This window comes from Psychroserpens algicola, from assembly GCF_014526325.1.
Taxonomy (GTDB): domain Bacteria; phylum Bacteroidota; class Bacteroidia; order Flavobacteriales; family Flavobacteriaceae; genus Psychroserpens; species Psychroserpens algicola.
This window is the reverse complement of sequence record NZ_JACNMJ010000006.1, coordinates 45042-67859: the sequence shown is the minus strand read 5'-3', so window position 1 is coordinate 67859 and position 22818 is coordinate 45042. Positions and strand designations below refer to the sequence as shown.

The following is a 22818-nucleotide window of genomic DNA, read 5'->3' as shown; positions in this document are numbered from 1 at the left end:
TAATATCTATTTTATGAATAGTATAATTGTTAAAACCATTATAATATCACTTCGTAAATCCTAAGATATTTCGTAATTTAGCAATCCGCAAAAACAAAATAAATTCTCAATATATATGTCAGACAAAGCTACACTAGAAATTAATGGTAAGAAATACGAATTTCCATTAGTTACAGGTACAGAAAACGAAGTTGCAATTGATATCAAAACACTTAGAGGTGTTACAGGTGGTGTTACTACTGTTGATCCTGGTTATAAGAATACAGGTTCTTGTGAAAGCGCTATCACGTTCTTAGATGGAGAAAAAGGAATTTTAAGATATAGAGGCTATTCTATTGAAGAACTAGCTGAGAAAGCAGATTTCCTGGAAGTCGCATACCTTTTAATTTTTGGTGAATTACCAAATCAGGAAGAATTAGATAAATTTCACTCTGATATCAAAAAGCATGCTGTAGTTGATGATGACATCAAGAAAATTTTAGATGCTTTTCCAAAGTCAGCACATCCAATGGGAGTGTTAGCATCATTAACGAGTGCTTTAACGGCTTTTAATCCAACATCTGTGAATGTTGATTCTGAAGAGGAAATGTACAATGCTATTGTTAGAATTTTAGGTAAATTTCCAATTCTAGTTGCTTGGACAATGCGTAAAAAACAAGGGATGCCATTAGATTATGGTAGTTCTTCTTTAGGCTACGTGGAGAATATCTTACAGATGATGTTTAAGCGTCCTGATGAAGATTATACGCAAAGCAAGATTTTAGTAAATGCTTTAGATAAATTATTAATTCTTCATGCCGATCACGAACAAAACTGTTCAACATCAACAGTAAGAATTACAGGATCATCACATGCTGGATTATTCGTATCGCTTTCTGCAGGTATTTCAGCACTTTGGGGACCGTTACATGGCGGAGCAAACCAAGCGGTTTTAGAAATGTTAGAGGCCATTAAGGAAGATGGTGGTGATACTAAAAAATATATGGCTAAAGCCAAAGACAAAAGTGATCCGTTCCGTTTGATGGGATTTGGACATCGTGTTTATAAAAATTTCGATCCAAGAGCAAAGATTATTAAAGTTGCTGCCGATGAAGTATTGAGCGACTTAGGTGTTGATGATCCAATTTTAGACATTGCTAAAGGTCTTGAAAAAGAAGCTTTAGAAGATCCATATTTTGTTGATAGAAAATTATATCCTAACGTCGATTTCTACTCAGGAATCATATACAGAGCGATGGGTATTCCTGTTGAAATGTTTACCGTTATGTTCGCCTTAGGACGTTTACCAGGCTGGATTGCGCAATGGAAAGAAATGCGTACACGTAAAGAACCAATCGGACGTCCACGTCAATTATATATTGGTGAAACTTACAGACCTTTTAAATCTATAGATAAAAGATAAACACTGTTTTATACAATCAAATTAAAGCTTCATATTACTGTGGAGCTTTTTTTATATTTGTAATTATGATAACACCTCACATACAAAATGAAACTGCGCGCTTGAGAGCAGTAGTTTTAGGAACAGCAGAAAGCATAGGTCCAATACCAACTCTTGAAGAGGCTTATGATCCAAAATCTGCCGAACATATCAAAGCAGGAACCTATCCTAAAGAAGCTGATATGGTTAAAGAAATGGATGCTGTTGCCAAAGTATTTGAACGCTATAATGTGAAAGTATATCGACCAAAAGTTATTGAAGATTACAATCAGATTTTTGCAAGGGATATTGCTTTTGTGATTGAGAATAAATTTATAAAGGCTAATATTTTACCAGATCGCGATCGTGAAATTGAAGCGATTGAACATGTGTGGAGTCAGATCCCTAAAGAATTACGAATCAAACTTCCGGAGGAATGTCATGTTGAAGGTGGCGATGTCATGCCTTGGAATGATCATATCTTTATTGGAACCTATTCTGGTGAAGATTATTCAGATTATATTACGGCACGAACCAATATGGATGCTGTTATTGCTATTCAGGAATTGTTTCCTGAAAAAACAGTAAAATCGTTTGAGCTAAGAAAATCAAATACGAATGCTAAGGATAATGCATTACACCTCGATTGCTGTTTTCAACCTGTTGGAAAAAATAAAGCTATTCTACATAAAAACGGATTTCTTGTAGAAAGCGAATACAATTGGCTTGTAGAGTTCTTCGGAAAAGAAAACGTCTTTGAAATTAGCAAAGAGGAAATGTACCATATGAATAGTAATGTGTTTTCAATTTCTGAAGATGTCATTATATCTGAACGAAACTTTACGCGATTAAATACGTGGTTACGCGAACAGGGTTTTACAGTCGAAGAAGTCCCTTACGCCGAAATAGCCAAACAAGAGGGCTTGTTACGCTGTAGTACCTTACCTTTGATTAGAGATTAGATTATTATATTAAATATTAGTTTTTCACGTTCCAATAGGCGCAAACTTGCCCAAACTGAAAGTGAATAGGATTGTGAGCAGGATCATTTTTCCATAAATAGAGATCAGGATTTTTCTGAAACAATAATATGGTGTCTGATCCTCCAAACATAAATTTTCCAAATTCATCTCCTTTTTTAATCTGTTTTCCTTTGAGTTTAGTGTACATATCAACTCCTGAAACTTGTGCCATACCAATTGGTACTGCCGCAATTAGACCAACTGTCTCTCCAGCATCGATAACAAAAACACCTCTGGCTTGTTGAAATTCATAACCGCCTTCCGAACTGTCTGGTGCATGAAACTCACCATCAGAATTAAGAGTCACATCTAAAAACACTTTACCACGAACAGCTTTGCATTCTTTTACTTTTCCATTAACAGGTGAATGAAATCTATGATAATCAAATGGACTCAAGAAATAATGTACAAATGTACCTCCTTTAAAAGCTTCGGCCAGTTCGTCATCTTGTAGCAGTTCATTAATTGAATTCACAGTATGTGTGCCCTTTAAAGTCATACTAGTTGGTTGGCCATTTAATCCAAGTACATTACCATGATCATCAATTGGATACATCATTTTATAAGTGCAGTCTGCAGGAGAAGTAATAACATTATTATTATCAGGCTCTGCAATTGGTCTTAACGGTGTGTGCCCTTTTTTATTCGCTCCATTAAACTCACGATAGAAAAACTCATTAAAGGTGTTCCATTTCTTAGAGTTTTCACTATAAAGCGGGATATTGTACATTGGATCAATGATAAACGAGGTCATAGCAGACAAAGGAAGCGATTCTTTTGTATCTAGGAATAGACCCCAATCTACAGCAAAATCTCTTAACCAGTCGGCAAAAATAAAGTCCCCTTTTTTATAACTCTGTAAAATGATGTTCATTGAAGGCAATTGCTGATCGACCAGAAAATAGAATTGGCATAACAAATCATAAACTTTTTGATTATGTCCATTTTGCGTATCATCGCTACTCCAGGCATCTGGATAGATTGGATCATCAATTTCGTTAGGTATTAAAACCAAGTAATGTTCTACATAATCTAAATAAGCGTCTGGCGTTGTTGGCCATCCGTTGCCATCAAATACATTATCTAACGCATGATAAAGGTCTGGATGCAATTCATTCCAAGCTCTTTTTTTTGCAATCATCAAAGATGTTTGAAGTGCGATTCGAAAATTTTTATCATTCTTAATCTGACTTTTTAATGCTTTATACGACGTTGTGGTTTTTGGCCACTTTGGATTGGAATGCTTCATCTTTATGGTTTATTATGTAAAACAACTTAGGGAGTCCCAAGTTTTCTACAATAAAAATAAAGTAAAAGGATTACCCACTTCCGCGTAGAATTACGTGTATTTTAAAACCATTATTCTAGTACAAATCCATCCCAACGTTTCATATAAGCTATAAAGTTGGGGCCTAAGCCTTGGTTTTTAAGATAGGCTTCCGAGACTGGTAATTGTGTCGGAGAGAAATTCAGATTGTTGAGTACCTGTAAAGGAAAATCATAATGCAAAATCGCTGATCGACCAATAGAAACAAAATCTACACCAGCATCAAGTACGTGTTGAACATCATTTCCACTTCTAATGTTTCCGGCTACGGTCCATTTCACATGCTTGTAATTGAGTTCTGCGAAATGTTCTAGTAAGGATTGATGTTGATGTTTCTCTTCTTCAGGCAGTTTAAACACATCCCAAAGCGAGATATCTAAAAAGTCGATATTGTGGTCGTCAATTAATTGTTGTGATATGGTTTTGACTTCTTCTAATTGCATTCCGAAGCGTTCAGGTGAAAGACGAACACCTAATAGAAATTCTGGTCCGCAAGCGGTTCTAATACCATCAACAATTTCAAACAGTAATCGTGCTCTATTTTGTAAACTACCACCATAGTCATCTTTGCGGAGGTTAATTTTAGAACTCAAAAACTGAGTGAGGATATACCCATGAGCACCATGAACTTCAACACCATCATAACCCGCTTGTTTAGCGCGTACCGCAGCTGCAATAAAATCGTTGCGTAATTCATGAACTTCGTCTAAGGTTAAGGCTCTTGCATTGTGTTTTTCACTATCAGATGGGCATACGGCTTTTTGTTGAATGACTTCATACGGAGAGCGCATACCTGCATGATGCAATTGAATTACAGCCAAACTTCCGTAAGCTTTAATTTGGCTAGCAAGGCGTTGATGACCTTCAATATGCATATCTGCATATATGCCTAACTGACCAGGAAATCCTTTGCCAACTTGTTGTACATGAGAGGCACAAGTCATGGTAAGTCCGAAACCACCTTTAGCACGCATAGTGAGCCAATGGTACTCATCGTCACTCAATGTACCATCGTTATGACTTTGAGTGTTTGTCATTGGTGCCAGCATAAAACGGTTAGGCATTAAGATTCCGCATTGGAATTGAATAGGTGTTTTGGGAGAATGTGTCATTTAAAGAAGAGTTCTATTACTTTCGGTATAAAAAGTAATTATCAACGAGGTCGATGTAAATACGTTTAGCTTCATCTTCAGAAACATCTTGAACCTGAAATAAGGCATTAGTTTTAAATGCATTTATGATAGGTTTACTGCTGCTTGGTCGACCATAGTTGTTAGTCGCTTTTTTGTAATAGGCGTAGAGACGCAATAGGAAATCGGCAGGAAATGGCTCAGTGTGAGCGTTGATGCGTTCTACTGCTTCTTGGAATAATATGTCTAATTCTTCTGAAGTCATAACTTTTCAGCAATAATACTTTCACCACCTCTCACTTTTTGATTGAGTGCTACTTTGATATCAGCATCAAGTGGTAGAAACAAATCTACTCGTGATCCAAACTTAATAAATCCTGAATCTTTTCCCTGAATGGCTTTATCTTCAGCTTTTGCGTAGTTCACGATTCGTTTTGCCAGCGCTCCAGCAATTTGTCGGTAAAGCACTTTTCCGAAGAATTCATTTTCAACAACGACAGTAGTACGTTCGTTTTCTTCACTAGCTTTTGGATGCCATGCCACAAGATACTTTCCTGGATGATACTTGCTATAGGTTACATTTCCGCTGATAGGATAACGCGTTACATGAACATTTATTGGTGACATAAATACCGAAACCTGAATGCGTTTATCATTAAAAACTTCTTTTTCAAAGACCTCTTCGATAACTACAACTTTACCATCTACAGGCGATACTACAGTATGGTCTTCGAGTTGAGTTAGTCGTTTAGGATTTCTAAAAAACTGAAGGATGAGCACTAAAAAGATCAGCATTCCGATCATGAGTGCAAGTCGTAACCAAGGAATGTCAATAAAGCGATCGATTGCAAAAATTGATGCTATAACGACAACAAGGGTAATGAGTATGATTTTATAACCTTCTTTATGAAACATAAGTAACGAGTCTTAAAAATAAAAATATAAATGGTGCAGCAAAGATAATACTATCTAAGCGATCTAATAAACCGCCATGGCCTGGCATAATGACGCCGCTGTCTTTGACATTAGCTTGTCGCTTAAACTTAGATTCAATTAAATCACCAAGAGTTCCAAAAACACTAACAATGATACTCAAAATAAGCCAGCTTGTAAACGTTAAAGTCTCGGTAAAATACCAAATAAAATAACTGGCAATACAAGCAAAAAAGAGACCGCCTAAAAAGCCTTCAACCGTTTTTTTTGGTGAAACACTAGGAAATAACTTCTGTTTGCCAAAGTTTTTTCCGACGATAAAGGCAAAGGTATCATTAATCCAAACTAATATAAATGAGCCTAGTAGGAGTAGTGGTGTAAAGTTTTGATTAAAATTAGCGATACAAATTAAAAATACGAAGCCACTAGATAGATAAAAAGTGGTAATGATAAACCGTTTAGAGCTAAATAGCGGTATTGTTTTTTCTGAAAATAGATCTTTTATTAAAATGAGCAATACAAAAATTGAAACTGCTAATAATATTTGAGAAGCTTCATCAAATCCTTTGTCAGAATTAGCTATAATTTTCCAATAGGCAAAACCTAAGTATAATAGGATAAATACAATGTAAGGTGAATAGCTTTTTAATTGAATGAGTTTTTTGAATTCAGTCATACAGATTAAACCAAAAATAAAAAAGAGGGCAATTAAAGCATTTTGCCAATATAAAGAAGCAATAAGAAGAGATACGTATAATAGGCCAGATAATGCTCTTGTAATGTATTCTTTCATTTATAAATCTTCTAGTAGCAACAAATATAGGTTTTTTGAGCTGCTTCCGTAGGTAAGAAAGTCTTTGTCTTCAACAGTTTTAAAATGCTTTATCGTTGTAATGTTTGTTGGTATTTTATCTCTGTTTTTACCTTTAATACCTCTCAAGCCTTCTCCAATATTTTGTACAAACTGACTTGTGGTAGCGTAGATGATAAAATTATCAGGAAGCTCTTTTAATTTTTTTTCAGCAATTTGGTTAGATGAGATTAATAGCGAACCATCATCAGATATTAAATACTCACAGGTAGAAAAGAAATATGTGCTTTCAGAAATTCGTTTAGTGGTGTTGAAGTTAAAATCTTTAAATACATCACTCAAGCGTTCGTCAAATAGCAATACTTTATCATTTTGCCATTTATTTTCTTCTAAAATAGAATTTAGGCTGTCATGAATTTCTTGCATATTTTCACAATAGAGAAATTTACCACCATTAGCTTTGAAATTTATAGTAAATTGTTCATCTACTGGCAGCTTTATTTCAGGCATGTATTTGCCTCTCTCTTCGCTTTTTATGTTGTCTTCTGGTGTGTTTTTTAAACCGAAGATTTTACGAAATAGACTCATGTATAGGGATTGCTATTAACCTAATTGAATTAATGTATTTCTCAAATATAAAAAAACTTAAACTAATGCTATATTAATTTAAGTTTTTTATATGATTATTCGTTGAGGGAATGTTTATTCTTCTTCCTCGTTTTTTGGAGATTCTATTAATCGTTCTTCAATTTCTTTTTTGAACGGACGCTCTCCAAAAATTTTCTCTAAATTATCCTTGAAAATAACTTCTTTTTCAAGGAGAACTTCTGCAAGTTCTGTGAGTTTATCTTTATTTTTTTCTAATAAAGCAACTGCTCTTAAGTATTGTTTTTCTATGATGTCTGAAATCTCTTTATCAATCAATTCAGCAGTTTGTTCACTGTAAGGCTTGGTAAAACCATATTCAGATTGCCCTGAAGAATCATAATACGTTAGATTTCCGACTTTATCACTTAATCCATAAATCGTCACCATGGCTCTGGCTTGCTTTGTTACTTTTTCAAGGTCACTTAAGGCACCAGTAGAAATTTTATTAAAAATGACTTTTTCGGCAGCACGACCTCCAAGAGCAGCACACATTTCGTCGAGCATTTGTTCGGGTCTAACAATCAGGCGTTCTTCAGGTAAATACCATGCAGCACCTAAAGATTGTCCACGAGGAACAATAGTTACTTTTACTAATGGCGCAGCATGTTCAAGCATCCAACTTACAGTGGCATGTCCAGCTTCATGGAACGCGATAGCTTTTTTCTCGTCTTTAGTAATGATTTTATTTTTCTTTTCTAAACCACCAACAATTCGGTCAACAGCATCTAAAAAGTCTTGTTTGTCAACAGCTTTTTTCCCGTTACGCGCAGCGATTAAAGCAGCTTCGTTACATACATTTGCTATATCTGCTCCAGAGAATCCTGGTGTTTGTTTTGCTAAGAAATCGACATCTAATTTTTCAGATTGTTTGATTGGTCTTAGGTGCACTTCAAAAATTTCTTTACGCTCTCTAACGTCAGGAAGGTCAACAAATATTTGTCTGTCAAAACGTCCAGCACGCATTAAGGCTTTATCAAGAACATCGGCTCTGTTTGTTGCCGCTAAAACAATCACATTTGTATTGGTTCCGAAACCATCCATTTCTGTGAGTAACTGGTTAAGAGTATTTTCACGCTCATCATTTGAACCAGAGAAATTACTTTTTCCACGAGCTCTACCAATAGCATCTATTTCATCTATAAAAATGATCGCAGGCGATTTTTCTTTAGCTTGTTTAAACAGGTCACGCACACGCGAGGCTCCAACACCAACAAACATTTCTACGAAATCAGATCCTGAAAGCGAGAAAAACGGTACTTTAGCTTCTCCTGCAACCGCTTTTGCAAGTAATGTTTTACCAGTTCCTGGTTGTCCAACAAGAAGAGCTCCTTTTGGGATTTTTCCACCAAGAGATGTGTATTTTTCTGGGTTTTTTAAGAAGTCTACAATTTCTTGAACTTCCTCTTTAGCACCTTCTAATCCAGCAACATCTTTAAACGAGGTTTTTACATCTGTTTTTTCATCAAACAGCTTAGCTTTAGACTTTCCAATATTGAAAATTTGTCCGCCAGCGCCACCTCCAGAACCTCCAGACATACGTCTCATGATAAAAATCCAAACACCTATAATTAGGATAAAAGGGAGTAATGAGAATAATAAACTTCCGAAGTAATTTTCTTCAGTAGTAAAATTTGTAGGTACGAAAATATCATTATCAGCATCATTAATGCTTTCAATTTTTTTCTGAAAAAGCTCTTGCTCACCAAATTCGAAAGTGTAATTAGGTTGTGCGGTTACACTTGGAATAATATTGTTGGGCTTTGCATTTTTATGCGCCTCTTTTGATAAAGCATCTTTTGTGAGGTATACTCTAGCTTCACGTCCGTTGACTATGTCAATTTTTTCAACATCGCCAGCTTCCATAAAAACAAAAAATTCGGAAGGGTTTATTTTCTTTGCATTAGAACCACCAAATCCTCCAGATAATAATTGAATTGCAAGAAATGCTGCAATAACAAATCCGTAAATCCAATAGGGACTAAATTTTGGTTTTTTATTTAAATTTTTATTGTCTTTTGCCATCTATAGTTACCACAAATGTGGTTTTTTATTTAATAGTTTAATAACTGGTTTCAATGATAGTCGTTTTGGCGTCACCCCAAAGACTTTCGATATCGTAATATTCTCTGATATGTTTTTGAAAAACATGAACAACTACATTTACATAATCGATTAAAACCCATTCAGCGTTATCACTTCCTTCGACATGCCAAGGATTATCTTTATGTTCTTTACTGACTTTTTTCTGAATAGAGTTTACAATGGCGTTTACTTGTGTATTAGAAGTTCCTTCACAAATAACGAAGTAGTCGCATACTGTATTTTCAATTTCTCTTAAATCTAAAATTGTAATTTCTTTTCCTTTTACATCTTCAATTCCAGCAATAACTGTACTTATGAGTTGATCTGGACTCGTATTTTTTTTCGCCATTAAATTGATTTAATTTTGTGCAAAGTTATTATTTTTTTACGTCTTATAAAGAGTTATTCTTCATAAGAAATTTATAATTTTTTTTAACACATTACTATGCATATAATCAAACTTGATGCCATCGACTCCACCAATACATTTTTAAGGCATTTGAGTAGTGAAAAAACAGTAGAAGATTATACGGTTGTGGTAGCAAATTCACAGACTAAAGGACGTGGGCAAATGGGAACGGTTTGGGACTCTCAACCTAATAAAAACCTTATGGTCAGTGTGTTTATAGATGTTTCCTTTTTAAAAATTGAAAACAGCTTTTATATCAGTATGGCGACTTCATTAGCTATTTCAAATGCTTTAAAAGCATTTCAAATTAAGCCTGTAAAAGTGAAATGGCCTAACGACATTTTGGCAGACCAGAAAAAGATTTCTGGAGTTTTGATTGAAAATGTCATAAAAAACAATCAGCTTCAGGCTTCAATTATTGGTTTTGGCCTCAATGTCAATCAAACGTATTTTGAGCAGTTACCCTCAGCAACATCAATGCACATGGTTTCAGGAAAAGTTTATCACTTAGATGAAGTGTTATTGTCTGTTATAGAGCAATTGCGGTATTACATTGATATTTTAAAAACGGGAGATTTTCAGAAAGTAAAAGATTTATACGAATCAGAATTATTCAGAAACAATAAACCTTCAACATTTAAAGATGTTAAAGGCGTATTATTTACTGGTATAATTAAAGGAGTTTCAAATTCTGGATACCTTCAGGTATTAATTGAAGATGAGATACTCAAAGAATTTGATTTAAAAGAAGTGAAACTTCTCTATTAAACTTGTGCCGGCATATTTGTAGCTAAAGTCTCTATAAACTTATTGATAGGTCCTTTAATCATCATAGCCATCATGGCATTAAATTCGCCTTCAAAAACGAGTTCAACTTCACTTTTGTCTGCCGCAATCTCTGTTATATGTCCTGTGAGAGAAAAATCTAATTTTCCGCCAGCAGCACCTAAAACAATTTTATGTGGCGCAACAGCTTCTTTCTTTTTCAAAACAATTTCTGGCATGCCTTTAAGGGCAAATAAAAATTTATCATCTTCTAAGACTTCAAATTTGCTGATGTTTTCAGGCATTAACTTTTCAAAGTTTTTAACATCAGATAAAAAGTCAAAAGTCTCTTGTGCCGATTTTGGTATGGTTGTTTTTGGTGATTCTAATTTCATGTGTTTGTATTTATAATTAACAAGCTTTAATCAAATAGCATTCCATTCACTAGGATTAGCGTTCCAAAGTGCCAAAACTTCTTGTTCTTTAAGGTTGATGTATTTTGTATCTAAGGCTTGTTCTAATAGGTTTTCATAATTGCTAAGTGTATGAAGTTCTACATTAGCAGTTTTAAAGTTTTGGTTGGCCACTTCAAATCCATAAGAGAAAATAGCTACCATACCTTTAACATTAACATTAGCCTTTTCTAAAGCTTTAACAGCATTGAGGCTACTTTTTCCGGTACTTATTAAGTCTTCTACAACAACAACATTTTGTCCAGATTCTATAAAGCCTTCAATTTGATTTTGTCGTCCGTGTGATTTGGCTTCAGGTCTTACATAAATAAACGGAAGACCTAAATATTCAGCAACGAGCATTCCGATACCAATAGCACCTGTTGCAACACCAGCAATAACATCAACTTTACCATAGTAAGCTTCGATGTGTTTAGCCATAGTTTCACGAATATAATTTCTTATAGGCGGAAACGACAGAACAATTCTGTTATCGCAATAAATTGGTGATTTCCATCCAGATGCCCAAGTAAAAGGGTCATTAGGCTGAAGTTTTATAGCATTTATTTGCAATAAAACTTCGGCAGTTTGTTTAGCGGTTTCTTTGTCAAAAATCATGTTGCAAAACTACGCTTTTTTGATAAATAGATTTTCAGAAATTAAAATAAAATTAATTTTAAAAATAGGCTACATCTGTATAAAAATGATATTTTTACTTTTTTAAAAAAATCTACCATTTAAAATCATGTATCACATTTTTGTAAATGATAAACCAATTGTTTTAACTACAAAGGTTGAGCGAGAACATGGGTTTAAAAACTATTTGCTCTCCAAAGCACATATTGGCAAAGTCATAAAAGAACTTAATACTACAGCTTTAAAATCAGTTCGTCTTATTGGTAATAAAGATGAAAAGTTGTTGAAGAAGTTTTTAAAATTACTACCAAACGTAGTTGCTGGAGGCGGAAAGGTGTACAATCAACATGGTGATGTCCTTTTTATTTACCGAAATGAAAAATGGGATTTACCTAAAGGGAAAACCGAAGGTAAGGAGTCTATTGAAGAGACGGCTATTCGCGAAGTAGAAGAGGAGACAGGTGTTACCGGACTTAAAATTACTAAAGCGCTTGATACAACTTACCATATATTTAAACGTAATGGAAAGCATAAAATCAAAGTCACGTATTGGTTTGAAATGACTACAGATTTCGACGGAAAACTTTATCCTCAAGAAAAAGAAGGCATTACTAAAGTTGCTTGGCTAAATAAAGCTGAGCAAGCTGAAGCACTTGAAAATAGTTATGCAAACATTAAAATTTTGGTTTAGCCCAATAGCGAGCGTATCCTAAGACCATATATTCATAATCTACACGTATTATAAAATTAATAAGTAAGTTGTGAGTATCGATTATTAATGTTAATTTAGTTAATGACTTGTAAATCAATACTTATGAAAAAATTTTCAATTTTAATGGTGTTATGCTTATTTGTTTCAATTCATTTTGCTTCTGCTCAAAGCACGTTGCCTATGGCAGATGGAACTATGGTAAGAGAAATTGCTCCTAAAGATTTTAAAAGCTATGAAGGTAAACTTTTAGTTGTACCAGCCTTTAAAGCTAGAGGTACCAAAAAGTGGCTGACCAAACAATTTGATAAAAATTATATGAAGCCTTTTCATGTAGCAGATGTTTCCGAAGTTCCTTCAGGATTAGGAGATGATAACTATCCTATAGACACTTATAAATACATGATCTTTATACTAAGTTCGAAGAGTTTTTCTGGTAATACCGAATATTCATTTCAGCTTGTAGATAGAAGCACAAATACCGTGTATTATCATCCCTCTTCAGGAAATATGATAAAAAAGTATCTAAAAAAGTTGATGAAATAACTTATTTAATGCGATAAACAGGATATTGTAAGTGGGCTTTTTCATAATGCTCACTTTGTTTATGTAACCAATCTAATTGTGCATACCAGTTATTGGCAAAATCGGTATCAAATGTTTTTTTAAGATTAAAATCAATTTGCAATTTTGGATAGCGACGTAACAATTCTTGTGCCTTGTCTTCCCAAACATATGGTGAAAACCCTTCTTTTTGCTGTAAAATAGTATCGAAAAAGTTCCAGCTAAAAAATGAATCTACTGCTTGAGGCTCTAAAGTTTCTAGTAAATAGCGTATGCCGTCTTGATCTGTAGGTATCAGATAATCACCTTTAGAGAACGTTATTTGTGAATTAAAGGTGTCTAACTCAATATTATAGTGCGGATAATGACCTTCATAAGCTTGTTGTCTGGTGTCGTAAGATTTTATTTTATAGGATTGAACCGTTAAGGTAGTATCCTTTTCAAAAGGAGTCATTTTGATGTTGTTCAACTTTAAAAGTTCGATAACGTTCCACCATCCTTGTGGAATGACGTATGCCTTTGGAATGGAAATGTCTAACGTTGAAATCATATGATTTTTGTAAGTCACAGGTTTAGTAAATGCTTGTGTTTTATCGTATTTAAGGCGCTTGGCTCCAGTAAGTTCACTTTCCAACATTTGACCTTCATACCCTTTAAATTGTATTGTAGAGGTTTTGGTTGTATCAATTGTCCATTGCAAAGGGTAGGTTGTTTTCTTTTGTAATTCGGTGACTGCATGTTGACGTAATTCTGAAATGTGCTCGCCTTCGGTTTCGGTAATTTCAATCATACTTTTCATGAGTTCATATGTGCCTTCAACACGTTGTTTATAAGGTTTAAGCATATGTGTTTCGACCATCATACCTAAAGTGTTCCAGAGTGTAGTGTAGCCCGTAGAATATCGAGGTGAATCCATAAACTGACTAAAACCTTGATCTGGAGTTCTGTTAAAAACATTGACATAAGGTGTAATATCCCAATTTTTTTCTGAAAGTTTTTGCTCTAGTTGCGGCATCATTTTAGTGTGTAAAAAATTTCCGAGAGCACCACCTAGTTTATTATGTTGTGTAAATAAATGTGTTAAAGTGTATTGGTAATCGGCACCATTACTTACATGATTATCGATAAAAACATCTGGTTGTACCAAATGGAATATTTGGGCAAATGTTCTGGCATTTTTTGTGTCAGACTTTATAAAATCACGATTCAAGTCAAAGTTGCGTGCATTGCCTCTAAATCCGTAAGCTTCTGGACCGTTTTGATTGGTTCTGGTTGTCGAATTTCGATTCAAACTTCCACCTACATTGTAAATAGGAATAGTGACTAAAACTGTAGATTTAGGCATTTCTATATGACCTTGTACCATATCGCGAAACAATAGCATTGTCGCATCGATACCGTCAGATTCTCCAGGATGAATACCATTGTTGATGAGTATAATCCGTTTGTTTTTTTTGACTTCAGAAATGTTGAAGTTTGCATCAGGATTGAGTGTAACCATATGCAATGGTCTTCCAGAGTCTGTCTCACCAATAGGTTCGATGGCTATTTGTTTGTAGTGTTTAGCCAAGTTTTGATAAAACGAAATCGTTTCTTCGTAGGTAGCGGTTTGCTCACCATTTGATTTTTCAAACTGGGTCGTAAAGTCGTATGCTATCTTTTCTTTTTCCGAAGAGCATGACATTAAAACAAGTAAAAAAAGTGCTATTTTTTTCATAGAGGAATTTCTATTGGTTTACCAATTGTTAATATCGTTGTTTATTACTTTATGTTATCTAAGTAATAATAATTCAAAGTTAATCTAAATTTGATTTATCCCTTTAAACTAATAGCTAAATGAAAGTTTTTATTTTGCCCTTTGGGAAAATTAAGATTTTAAACCCTCACATTGCAGAAGTCATTATTAATGAAGGTGTCGTCATGAACTCTGAGGACGTCGATGCATATCATGATTTTTTATTATCCAATTTGGAAGCTCCATTTTCATTGTTAGTAAATAAAGAAAATTCATATACCTATACCTTCGATGCACAAATAAAAATCGCTGGCCTAGAGGAAATTCAATGCATGGCTGTTGTTCTTTACAATTATAATGCAGAAATGGCGACCAAAATCCTTATCGATCTCAACAAAGGAAATAACTGGAACATTAAACTTTTCAAAGATCGAGATGAAGCACTGAATTGGTTAGTTCGAATGAGAAAAAATCGAGCAATAATTTAATTAAGCTATTGTTTAAATAGTAAACAATTGATACTATTTAATTTATCTCATATTTATCAAAATATTAAATATGAGATATAAATTCTACACTTTTATTAATTAATTTAGCAGCACTTTATTTTAAGAGAATGTCACAAACTACAAATACTATTTTAATGATTCGTCCAGTAAGTTTTAGGATGAATGAGCAAACATCTGTAAACAATTATTTTCAGGAAGATTTGAATCTAAAAAATACTGAAATTAATATTAAAGCTCAGAAAGAATTTGATGCTTTTGTTGACAAACTCAGGGCTGTTGGTGTTCAGGTTATTGTTGAGGAAGATGATAAACTAATGGATACGCCAGATTCTATATTTCCTAACAACTGGGTGAGTTTTCATGAAAATGGAGATGTAGGCTTATATCCTATGTTTGCTGAAAACCGTAGAAAAGAACGTCGTGATGAAGTATTTATAAGATTGGAATCTGAAGGTTTTAAAATCAATAATATCATTGATTACACAAGTGCTGAAGACGAAGGCTTATTTTTAGAAGGCACTGGTAGTTTGCTTTTAGACAGAATAAACTCAAAAGCCTATTGTGCTTTATCACCAAGAGCAGATGAAGATTTATTTATAGAGTTTTGTGAAGATTTTGAATACACGCCAATTGTCTTTACAGCTAATCAGACAGTAGATGGTAAGCGATTACCGATTTATCATACGAATGTGATGATGTGCTTAGCAGAAAAATTTTCGGTGATATGCTTGGATTCTATAGATGATAAAAAAGAGCGGAAACTGGTGATTAAAAACCTCAAAGCTGATGGTAAAGCCATTATAGAAATATCAGAAAGTCAAATGCATCAATTTGCTGGAAACATGCTACAAGTCCAAGGTCATGGAGGTCAGCGTTATTTAGTCATGAGTCAGGCTGCTCATGAAAGTTTGACACCAAAACAAGTGGCAGATATTGAAAAACATTGTCCAATCTTATCTAGTTCACTCGAAACTATTGAAACTTGCGGTGGAGGAAGTGCCCGTTGTATGATGGCTGAAGTATTTTTACCAAAGGCTTAATCTAGTTTGTTAAAAATATAACCTCCTTTTTCGGCGCCCCAAATATGTTCGCCTTTATCATCAAAACCTCTGTCCCAAGAGATGATTTTGTCTTCTAAAATTTCAACTTCACTAGTGGCATACGAAGCACCATAGAGCGAACTCGCACATGTTTTATCTCCAGTTTTTCCTTTAAAATAATTAGGTTCTATACGTTTTAATATCACCTCACAGCCTTCTTTTTTTGTGACTTTATCCATGGCTAGCGAATCAAAAGCTTTTGGTGTTTTCCATTTACCTATCCATAACGAATCATGTTCAATAGTATAAATAGCAGAACTATACATGCTGTCATTTACTAGCGTAATTTCGTAAATACGTTGTCGGTAAGGTTTATTTTGTCTGGCGTTAAGTGCTTGCTCGACATACAAAAAATTACCTTTATCCTCCCAAATAGGATACATATGAAGCGCAATATTAAAATAGGTGCTATCGACCTGAGATTGTACTTCAGAATTAAACGAACCTTGCATTAATGAGAATAATTCGGGTAAGTGATTGGTCGGAGTAGTGTTGGGAGTATTTTGTTTGTCGTTTTTACAACTTACTAACATTAATACTATAGTTAGCATTACAAATGGTCTGAGCATGATTGGTTTCTTTTTTTCGAAGATACCAATTTTTTTAGTTTTCTGGATTAGCTTTAGGAAGTTCTACATAGAATTTTGTACCAACACCTTGTGTGCTTTCTACCCAAATTCTACCTTTATTGAGCTCGACTAATTCTTTACATATCGTAAGACCTAATCCAGTCCCTTTTTCATTACTGGTTCCTCTGGTTGTGAAGGTGCCGTTTTGGAACAATTTATCAATATTTTCTCTAGAAATACCAACGCCTGTATCTTCAATACAAATTAAGCTATTGCCGTCATGATCACTATTAGAAACTGTAATAACATCTCCAACACGAGTAAATTTAACAGCATTTGTAATTAAATTCTGAATAACAATTTCAATCATACTTTTGTCAGCATAAATAAAGTCTCTTCGTGACTCATCAATAAGTACAATACGCTTTTGTTCTACTTTTTGTTCAACTAAACTCATCTTGTTTCGAAACACATCCTGAATGTTAAATAATTCGGGTTTTGGCTCTAAGTTTTGCATTTGAGATTTAGACCAATTGAGCAGATTAAATAATAGTTGAGATGCACTATCTGCATTTTCACTTAATTCTGGTACGAGATCATAAAATTCTTCACGAGAAATTCCATCTTCTTTGAGAAGGTCAATAAAACCTTTGATAGATGAAATTGAATCTTTTAAATCATGAGATACAATTGAAAACAAGCGATCCTTTACACTGTTTACTTCCTCAAGGTGCTGCGTTTGCCTAGCAAATTCTTCGTTTCTGAGTTTTATTTCTTTATTCTTTTCTTGAAGTTCTCTATTAAACTTTAAGGTGTTTTTACGCTTTAAATAAATTAATAGTAATATGGTAGAAACAATTAAAAAGGCAGATCCTAAAACATAGGAAATGGCCTTAAGCTTTTTGAACATTACTTCATTTTCTGCCTCCTTTTGTTTTATAGCTATCGCATTGAAATTGGTATCGTTGTCTAAAGGTTCGACTTTTATCGGATTGGTAATTACCGGAATTATAGGCAGACTTTCTTTATCTAATTCACTTTTTAGATTAAAGTATTTTCCTTGCCAGAAGAAAGCATTTTGAAATCTTCCGTTGATTGAGTCAATTTCTTTATGTAACCTGTAATTTTTAAGAAGTTCAGTTCTATTATTAATTTTTGTTGCGATGTTATATGCTTCACTAATTTGATTTTCAGCTAATTTCAACTTGTTTTGTTGCATATTTAGTTCTCCAATCGCATTTAAAGCTCTAAGAACACCATCTTCGTTTTTTGTTTGTCGGTTAAATTTTAATCCTTCAACTAAATATTCAGCTGCTTTATCATAATCTTTAAATCGAAGGTATTCTGCACCAATTCGAGGTAAAATTTCACCTTTCAGTTTTTGATCTGTATTCGGATTGATAAGGTTGAGCACATCTTCATAATATTCAATGGCTTTTCTGTGCTCTTTTCTTTCAGAATATAAGAGTGCAATATTTTTGGTTGAGGTTTTAATACCAATACTATCCCTTAGCTGTTTTCTTACATTTAATGCTTTGATATTAAACTCTAGAGCTTTGTCGATTTGATTGGTGTTGTAATAAGCTTCAGCCAAATTATTATAGGCTAAACTTAATTCGTCATTGAGATTTCGTGATTCAAATGTATGAATTGCTGACAATGAGTTTTCAAGTCCAACACTGTAATTTCCTCTTTTAATCTCAATTAATCCTATGCTGTTGTTAACTTTTGCAATACCTAAAGTGTCTCCCAGCTGATTATAATAGCGCTTAGATCTGTTATACCCATCAATGGCATTGTAATAATCATCTTTTTGAGCATAAATTAATGCTTTATAATAATTAACATCAGCAATACCTTTAGCGTGATTTAGGTATTTTGATAAACGTTCAGTATTATCAATATAAGTGAGTGCTTTTTTATAACTCTTGGCATCATAAAGTGCTTTAACCAAACGTAAGGAAGTATCTACTTTAGCAGAATCTTGTTTTTGATAAGCTAATTCCACAGTAAGACTATCGATTTCATTTGTTTGTGATAAACAAATGAACGACGTACACAAAACAGCCAATGTTATTAACTGCTTCATCGTTTGGTTAGGGTATCAATAATTGCAAAATTATTTTTACACGTTACTTCCTTTAGGGTTGGATAGTTAGAGTGCTTAAATAATAATGTCAATCTCAATAAAGATTGATTATTAAGAGTCATCAACGTTTGGGACTTTGATTAATAGCAATATCAAAAATCAATAAAAACGTTCTGAAACCCTAATTTTCGGGTTTTAATACCTATAAATTAGTTAAAGTGAAGATTGAAATTTATAAAAACATCGACGAATAGATTAACGGCAAAAATCATAGAAAAACAGCACTTTTGTCGACGAAATGCATGTTAATGTTAAGTTGTTGATTTTTAATTAGTTACTTCTAAAAGCGTCAAATGCTGGTAATGCTTTGTTATTAAAATCAAATAAGCACTGGTTTTCCCATGCACTGCCATTGGTTGAGGTCGATTCATTTCCAGAAAAAGCAATCCAGTCTGGAGCCCAGTAACAAAATCCTTTTCCTCTATCTTCAGGAATTGTTTTTATCATGTTAATCAGCCATTCCAGATAGGCTTTTTGCCCTTCTGGAGATGGCGTAAACTCTGGTATGGTTTGATTGATGTTTCCTATAAAATTATTTTGATTATCATTCCAGTCTAATGTAAATGGATATGCGACTTCAACCATGAATATATCTTTCTCAAATGTAGTCGCTAGCTCACTGACCTTTGAAGCTACAAGGTTGAGATTTTTGGTTTGAAACTGCGGATAGTAAGATAATCCAATCATATCAAAATCTAAGCTAAAAGGCTCTAGTTCAGTGAAAAAATAAATTGCATTTTCGACATTTGAGTGGTGTAACATGATTTGTACTTCATCTTGAGTGTCAACGTCTTTTATAGCTCTTATAGCTTCTCCAACTAGCGCTGCATAATTGCTCCAGTTATCAGAAAACGCATCCCATACTTTACCGTAATTCCATAAAAATCCACTGTCTGTTTCATTTCCAATTTGAATGATTTCCGGTAACGTGTTTTGGTTTTTTAGTTGTGTGATGACATCTTTTGTATAGGTGTAGACAGCAGTTCTAATTTCAATATCAGTTAAGTTTTGCCATGCAGAAGGTGGAGTTTGTGTACCTGGATCAGCCCAAAAATCACTATAATGTATGTCTAATAAAAAAGCCATGTTTTTAGACTTTACACGTTGAGCGTAAGCTTTTACATCAGTCAAGCTATTTTGCCCATTTTGTGGTGTATGCCATAATTTAAGCCTGACAAGATTTGTCCCATTATCTTTTACAAAATCTAAAAGGTCTACAACGGTACCGGTTTCATCTCTATAATTAATATTGTAAGCTTCAAGTTCTGACTGAAATGATAAATCCATGCCTTTGTAAAAAGTAGCAATAGGATCTGGAGGTGTGATGTCATCTTGCTCTTCTTCATTGTTTTTAAGGTCACTAGAATTGCAACTAACAATAAGTATTAAGCCAATGAGAACGTAAAGATATTTCATAATTAAAGTTCTTGTCCAAATTTAATTAAATTGCCATCATTGTCCAGAATAGAAAATTCGCGCATGCCATAAGGTTTGTTTTCTAAAGAACCATTAGGATGAATGACATCAAATTGTTTTAATTCTTCATAGAGTACATCAATATTTTCGACATCAACGTAGCAACTCGTGTTTTCAGGATGAATCTTGTTATCGCATTTCCAGAAATGTACCACAAATTGATCACGAGCAATGATAGCATAATTAGTATCGAGATAACCAATGCGATTAAAGCCTAGTTTTGTCTTGTAGAATTCGACTGTCTTATGAATATCTAGCGAGGCTAAAACAGGAATACCTCTCAGCAAATGTTTTTGTCTTTCCATAAAAATAGAATACTAAAATTTGTGCGTAAAATAAGCAATAAAGCAGTTGTATTATCTTAAAATTTTAATAAAAAGCCTATCTTTGCAGACTTAAAATTATAAGCGAAATGAATCTTCAGGATACACTATCACTCAACGTAAAGCAGGCTGTGAAATCTGTTTTTGATGCGCAATTAGAATCGGTAGAATTTCAAGCTACTCGTAAGGAGTTTGCAGGAGATATCACTGTAGTTGTTTTTCCAATGTTGAGGGTTGTAAAAGGTAATCCAGTGCAAATTGGTCAACAAATTGGAGAGTATCTTGTTGAACATGTTGAGCAGGTTAAAGCATTTAATGTGGTTAAAGGTTTTCTAAATGTAGAAATTAGTGACACATACTACATTGATTTTTTTAATACTATTAAGGATCAGACCAATTTCGGATTTGTTGAACCTAAACCAGAGGATAAAGCTGTTTTGGTAGAGTATTCTTCACCAAATACTAATAAGCCTTTGCACTTAGGACATATTAGAAATAACCTTTTAGGATATAGTGTTTCTGAAATATTAAAAGCTTCTGGTAAAAAGGTATATAAAACACAAATTATTAATGATAGAGGTATTCATATTTGTAAAAGTATGCTTGCCTGGAAGCGCTTCGGAAATGGTGAAACTCCAAGTTCGTCAGGTTTAAAAGGCGATAAGCTCGTTGGAAATTATTACGTCAAATTTGATCAGGAATATAAAAAAGAAATACAACAGCTCGTTTCTGAAGGACAAACAGAAGAGGATGCAAAAAAGCAAGCGCCAATTTTAATTGAAGCTCAAAACATGCTCCAGAAATGGGAGTCAGGAGATCCTGAAGTGGTGTACCTATGGGAAACTATGAATGGTTGGGTATATGATGGTTTTGATGAAACGTACAAAAATTTAGGTGTTGATTTTGATACATTATATTATGAAAGTCAGACTTATCTTTTAGGTAAAGATTTCGTTGCTGAAGGTCTAAAAACAGGAGTATTCTTTAAAAAAGAAGACGGTTCGGTTTGGTGCGATTTAACTGATGAAGGTCTAGATGAAAAAATTGTATTGCGTAGCGATGGAACTGCTGTTTATATGACTCAGGATATCGGAACAGCAATACAGCGTGTTAAAGATTTTCCTGATGTTGATGGTATGGTTTACACTGTTGGAAATGAACAAGAATATCATTTTCAGGTATTGTTTTTAATCATTAAGAAGTTAGGATTTAAATGGGCCAAAAATTTATACCATTTAAGTTACGGTATGGTCGATCTGCCTTCAGGAAAAATGAAGAGTAGAGAAGGTACTGTAGTCGATGCCGATGATTTAATTGTAGAAATGGCACAAACCGCTGAAGAGATTTCCGAAGAACTAGGGAAACTTGACGGTTATTCTAACGAAGAGAAACAAGAACTTTACAAAACGATTGGCTTAGGCGCTTTAAAATATTATATACTGAAAGTAGATCCTAAAAAACGAATTTTATTTGATCCTAAAGAATCTATAGATTTTCAAGGAAATACAGGTCCTTTTATTCAATATACTTATGCCAGAATCCAATCGGTTTTAAGAAAAGCAGATTCAGAATATGATGTTTCTAACTTCTCAAACTTAGAATTGCATCTCAAAGAAAAAGAGCTTCTTAAGCAATTAGAGGGATTTCCCGAAGTTGTGCAAAATGCAGCGCAGCACTATAGTCCTGCTCTTATTGCAAATTATACATACGACCTGGTTAAAGCTTACAATACGTTTTTCCAGAATGTGCCTATCGTTATCGGAAATGATAATCCAACTTCAATTGCATTTAGAATTGGGTTGTCAAAAAGTGTTGCACATGTCATTAAAAACGCATTCAACCTTTTAGGTATTAATGTGCCTGAACGTATGTAATTGATTTAATTTCAATAATTCATTCGTTTTTGTGTGAAATTATCAGGTTTTAGCTAGTAATTTTAAGTTGATTGCATTTTTAATTCTTAATAAAATGTTAAAATTACAGTATTACAAAACCCTCTCTTAGTTTTTCTCGTAAGTGTTCTTGTCTTACCCCAAGAGGCGTTAAAAC

The 22818-nt window shown here is 33.9% G+C and carries 23 protein-coding genes; 8 read left to right on the top strand and 15 right to left on the bottom strand.

The annotated features are described in order from the left end of the window. Positions 1 to 115: 115 nt before the first annotated feature. A complete protein-coding gene (locus tag H7350_RS12655) occupies positions 116 to 1402 on the top strand; it encodes a citrate synthase (protein WP_204346295.1) in 1287 nt (428 codons plus the stop codon). A gap of 65 nt (positions 1403 to 1467) precedes the next feature. Next, positions 1468 to 2382: a dimethylarginine dimethylaminohydrolase family protein gene (locus H7350_RS12650; protein ID WP_204346294.1), complete on the top strand. Its 915-nt coding sequence runs from the start codon at positions 1468 to 1470 to the stop codon at positions 2380 to 2382. Positions 2383 to 2398: 16 nt separating this feature from the next. Here the strand turns inward: H7350_RS12650 and H7350_RS12645 are convergent, their stop codons facing one another. The 8 genes from H7350_RS12645 to rsfS all read right to left on the bottom strand — a co-directional run bounded on the left by H7350_RS12645 (position 2399) and on the right by rsfS (position 9722). Then, positions 2399 to 3691 carry a phosphatidylserine decarboxylase gene (locus H7350_RS12645; protein ID WP_204346293.1) on the bottom strand — a complete coding sequence of 431 codons (1293 nt, stop codon included), beginning with the start codon at positions 3689 to 3691 and terminating at the stop codon, positions 2399 to 2401. 110 nt (positions 3692 to 3801) lie between these two features. After that, positions 3802 to 4881, bottom strand: coding sequence for an NADH:flavin oxidoreductase (locus tag H7350_RS12640; RefSeq protein WP_204346292.1), 1080 nt, complete (start codon positions 4879 to 4881; stop codon positions 3802 to 3804). Positions 4882 to 4897: 16 nt separating this feature from the next. Further along, positions 4898 to 5164, bottom strand: a complete 267-nt coding sequence (locus H7350_RS12635) for an acyl-CoA-binding protein (protein WP_204346291.1) — start codon at positions 5162 to 5164, stop codon at positions 4898 to 4900. Then, a complete protein-coding gene (locus H7350_RS12630; RefSeq protein WP_204346290.1) occupies positions 5161 to 5814 on the bottom strand; it encodes a phosphatidylserine decarboxylase family protein in 654 nt (217 codons plus the stop codon). Before H7350_RS12630 ends, H7350_RS12635 begins: the two co-directional genes overlap by 4 nt. Beyond that, positions 5804 to 6625 (bottom strand): phosphatidate cytidylyltransferase, encoded by an 822-nt coding sequence (locus H7350_RS12625; protein WP_204346289.1) that lies wholly within the window; start codon positions 6623 to 6625, stop codon positions 5804 to 5806. Before H7350_RS12625 ends, H7350_RS12630 begins: the two co-directional genes overlap by 11 nt. Then, positions 6626 to 7231, bottom strand: coding sequence for an LUD domain-containing protein (locus H7350_RS12620; protein WP_204346288.1), 606 nt, complete (start codon positions 7229 to 7231; stop codon positions 6626 to 6628). It lies immediately after the preceding gene. A 114-nt stretch (positions 7232 to 7345) separates the two neighbouring features. Next, positions 7346 to 9313 (bottom strand): ATP-dependent zinc metalloprotease FtsH, encoded by a 1968-nt coding sequence (ftsH, locus tag H7350_RS12615; RefSeq protein ID WP_204346287.1) that lies wholly within the window; start codon positions 9311 to 9313, stop codon positions 7346 to 7348. 37 nt (positions 9314 to 9350) lie between these two features. Next, positions 9351 to 9722, bottom strand: coding sequence for a ribosome silencing factor (gene rsfS, locus H7350_RS12610; RefSeq protein ID WP_204346286.1), 372 nt, complete (start codon positions 9720 to 9722; stop codon positions 9351 to 9353). Between the two features lie 96 nt (positions 9723 to 9818). Between rsfS and H7350_RS12605 the strand changes: the two genes are divergently transcribed. Continuing rightward, positions 9819 to 10550: a biotin--[acetyl-CoA-carboxylase] ligase gene (locus tag H7350_RS12605; protein ID WP_204346285.1), complete on the top strand. Its 732-nt coding sequence runs from the start codon at positions 9819 to 9821 to the stop codon at positions 10548 to 10550. Here the strand turns inward: H7350_RS12605 and H7350_RS12600 are convergent. After that, complete coding sequence (locus H7350_RS12600; RefSeq protein WP_204346284.1) at positions 10547 to 10942, bottom strand: SRPBCC family protein; 396 nt, start codon at positions 10940 to 10942, stop codon at positions 10547 to 10549. The two genes, H7350_RS12605 and H7350_RS12600, sit on opposite strands and share 4 nt — an antisense overlap. 30 nt (positions 10943 to 10972) lie before the next feature. Further along, positions 10973 to 11617, bottom strand: a complete 645-nt coding sequence (gene pyrE, locus H7350_RS12595) for an orotate phosphoribosyltransferase (protein ID WP_204346283.1) — start codon at positions 11615 to 11617, stop codon at positions 10973 to 10975. 127 nt (positions 11618 to 11744) lie between these two features. Between pyrE and H7350_RS12590 the strand changes: the two genes are divergently transcribed. Both H7350_RS12590 and H7350_RS12585 read left to right on the top strand, forming a co-directional pair. Further along, the gene (locus tag H7350_RS12590) at positions 11745 to 12326 is read left to right on the top strand and encodes an NUDIX hydrolase (protein ID WP_204346282.1); all 582 of its coding nucleotides are present in this window, start codon (positions 11745 to 11747) and stop codon (positions 12324 to 12326) included. 123 nt (positions 12327 to 12449) lie between these two features. Then, entirely contained in the window at positions 12450 to 12890 is a 441-nt protein-coding gene (locus tag H7350_RS12585; protein WP_204346281.1) for a hypothetical protein, read from the top strand. A gap of 1 nt (position 12891) precedes the next feature. On the opposite strand, the gene H7350_RS12580 is transcribed toward H7350_RS12585, so the two are convergent. Continuing rightward, on the bottom strand, positions 12892 to 14625 hold the full coding sequence (locus H7350_RS12580; RefSeq protein WP_204346280.1) for a M14 family metallopeptidase: 1734 nt from the start codon (positions 14623 to 14625) through the stop codon (positions 12892 to 12894). Positions 14626 to 14744: 119 nt separating this feature from the next. Between H7350_RS12580 and H7350_RS12575 the strand changes: the two genes are divergently transcribed. Together H7350_RS12575 and ctlX are read left to right on the top strand one after the other, a co-directional pair. Continuing rightward, complete coding sequence (locus tag H7350_RS12575; protein ID WP_204346279.1) at positions 14745 to 15131, top strand: hypothetical protein; 387 nt, start codon at positions 14745 to 14747, stop codon at positions 15129 to 15131. A gap of 128 nt (positions 15132 to 15259) precedes the next feature. Beyond that, positions 15260 to 16192, top strand: a complete 933-nt coding sequence (gene ctlX / locus H7350_RS12570) for a citrulline utilization hydrolase CtlX (protein WP_204346278.1) — start codon at positions 15260 to 15262, stop codon at positions 16190 to 16192. On the opposite strand, the gene H7350_RS12565 is transcribed toward ctlX, so the two are convergent. From H7350_RS12565 to H7350_RS12550, 4 genes are all read right to left on the bottom strand, one after another. Further along, positions 16189 to 16821, bottom strand: coding sequence for a chromophore lyase CpcT/CpeT (locus tag H7350_RS12565; protein WP_204346277.1), 633 nt, complete (start codon positions 16819 to 16821; stop codon positions 16189 to 16191). The genes ctlX and H7350_RS12565 overlap by 4 nt on opposite strands. A gap of 34 nt (positions 16822 to 16855) precedes the next feature. Next, positions 16856 to 18910 carry a tetratricopeptide repeat-containing sensor histidine kinase gene (locus tag H7350_RS12560; protein ID WP_204346276.1) on the bottom strand — a complete coding sequence of 685 codons (2055 nt, stop codon included), beginning with the start codon at positions 18908 to 18910 and terminating at the stop codon, positions 16856 to 16858. A 330-nt stretch (positions 18911 to 19240) separates the two neighbouring features. Beyond that, positions 19241 to 20386, bottom strand: coding sequence for a glycoside hydrolase family 53 protein (locus H7350_RS12555; protein WP_204346275.1), 1146 nt, complete (start codon positions 20384 to 20386; stop codon positions 19241 to 19243). Between the two features lie 2 nt (positions 20387 to 20388). After that, positions 20389 to 20751 (bottom strand): bleomycin resistance protein, encoded by a 363-nt coding sequence (locus H7350_RS12550; protein ID WP_204346274.1) that lies wholly within the window; start codon positions 20749 to 20751, stop codon positions 20389 to 20391. A gap of 107 nt (positions 20752 to 20858) precedes the next feature. Here H7350_RS12550 and argS point away from each other — a divergent pair, with 107 nt between their 5' ends. Then, positions 20859 to 22643: an arginine--tRNA ligase gene (gene argS / locus H7350_RS12545; RefSeq protein ID WP_204346273.1), complete on the top strand. Its 1785-nt coding sequence runs from the start codon at positions 20859 to 20861 to the stop codon at positions 22641 to 22643. Positions 22644 to 22818: the final 175 nt, after the last annotated feature.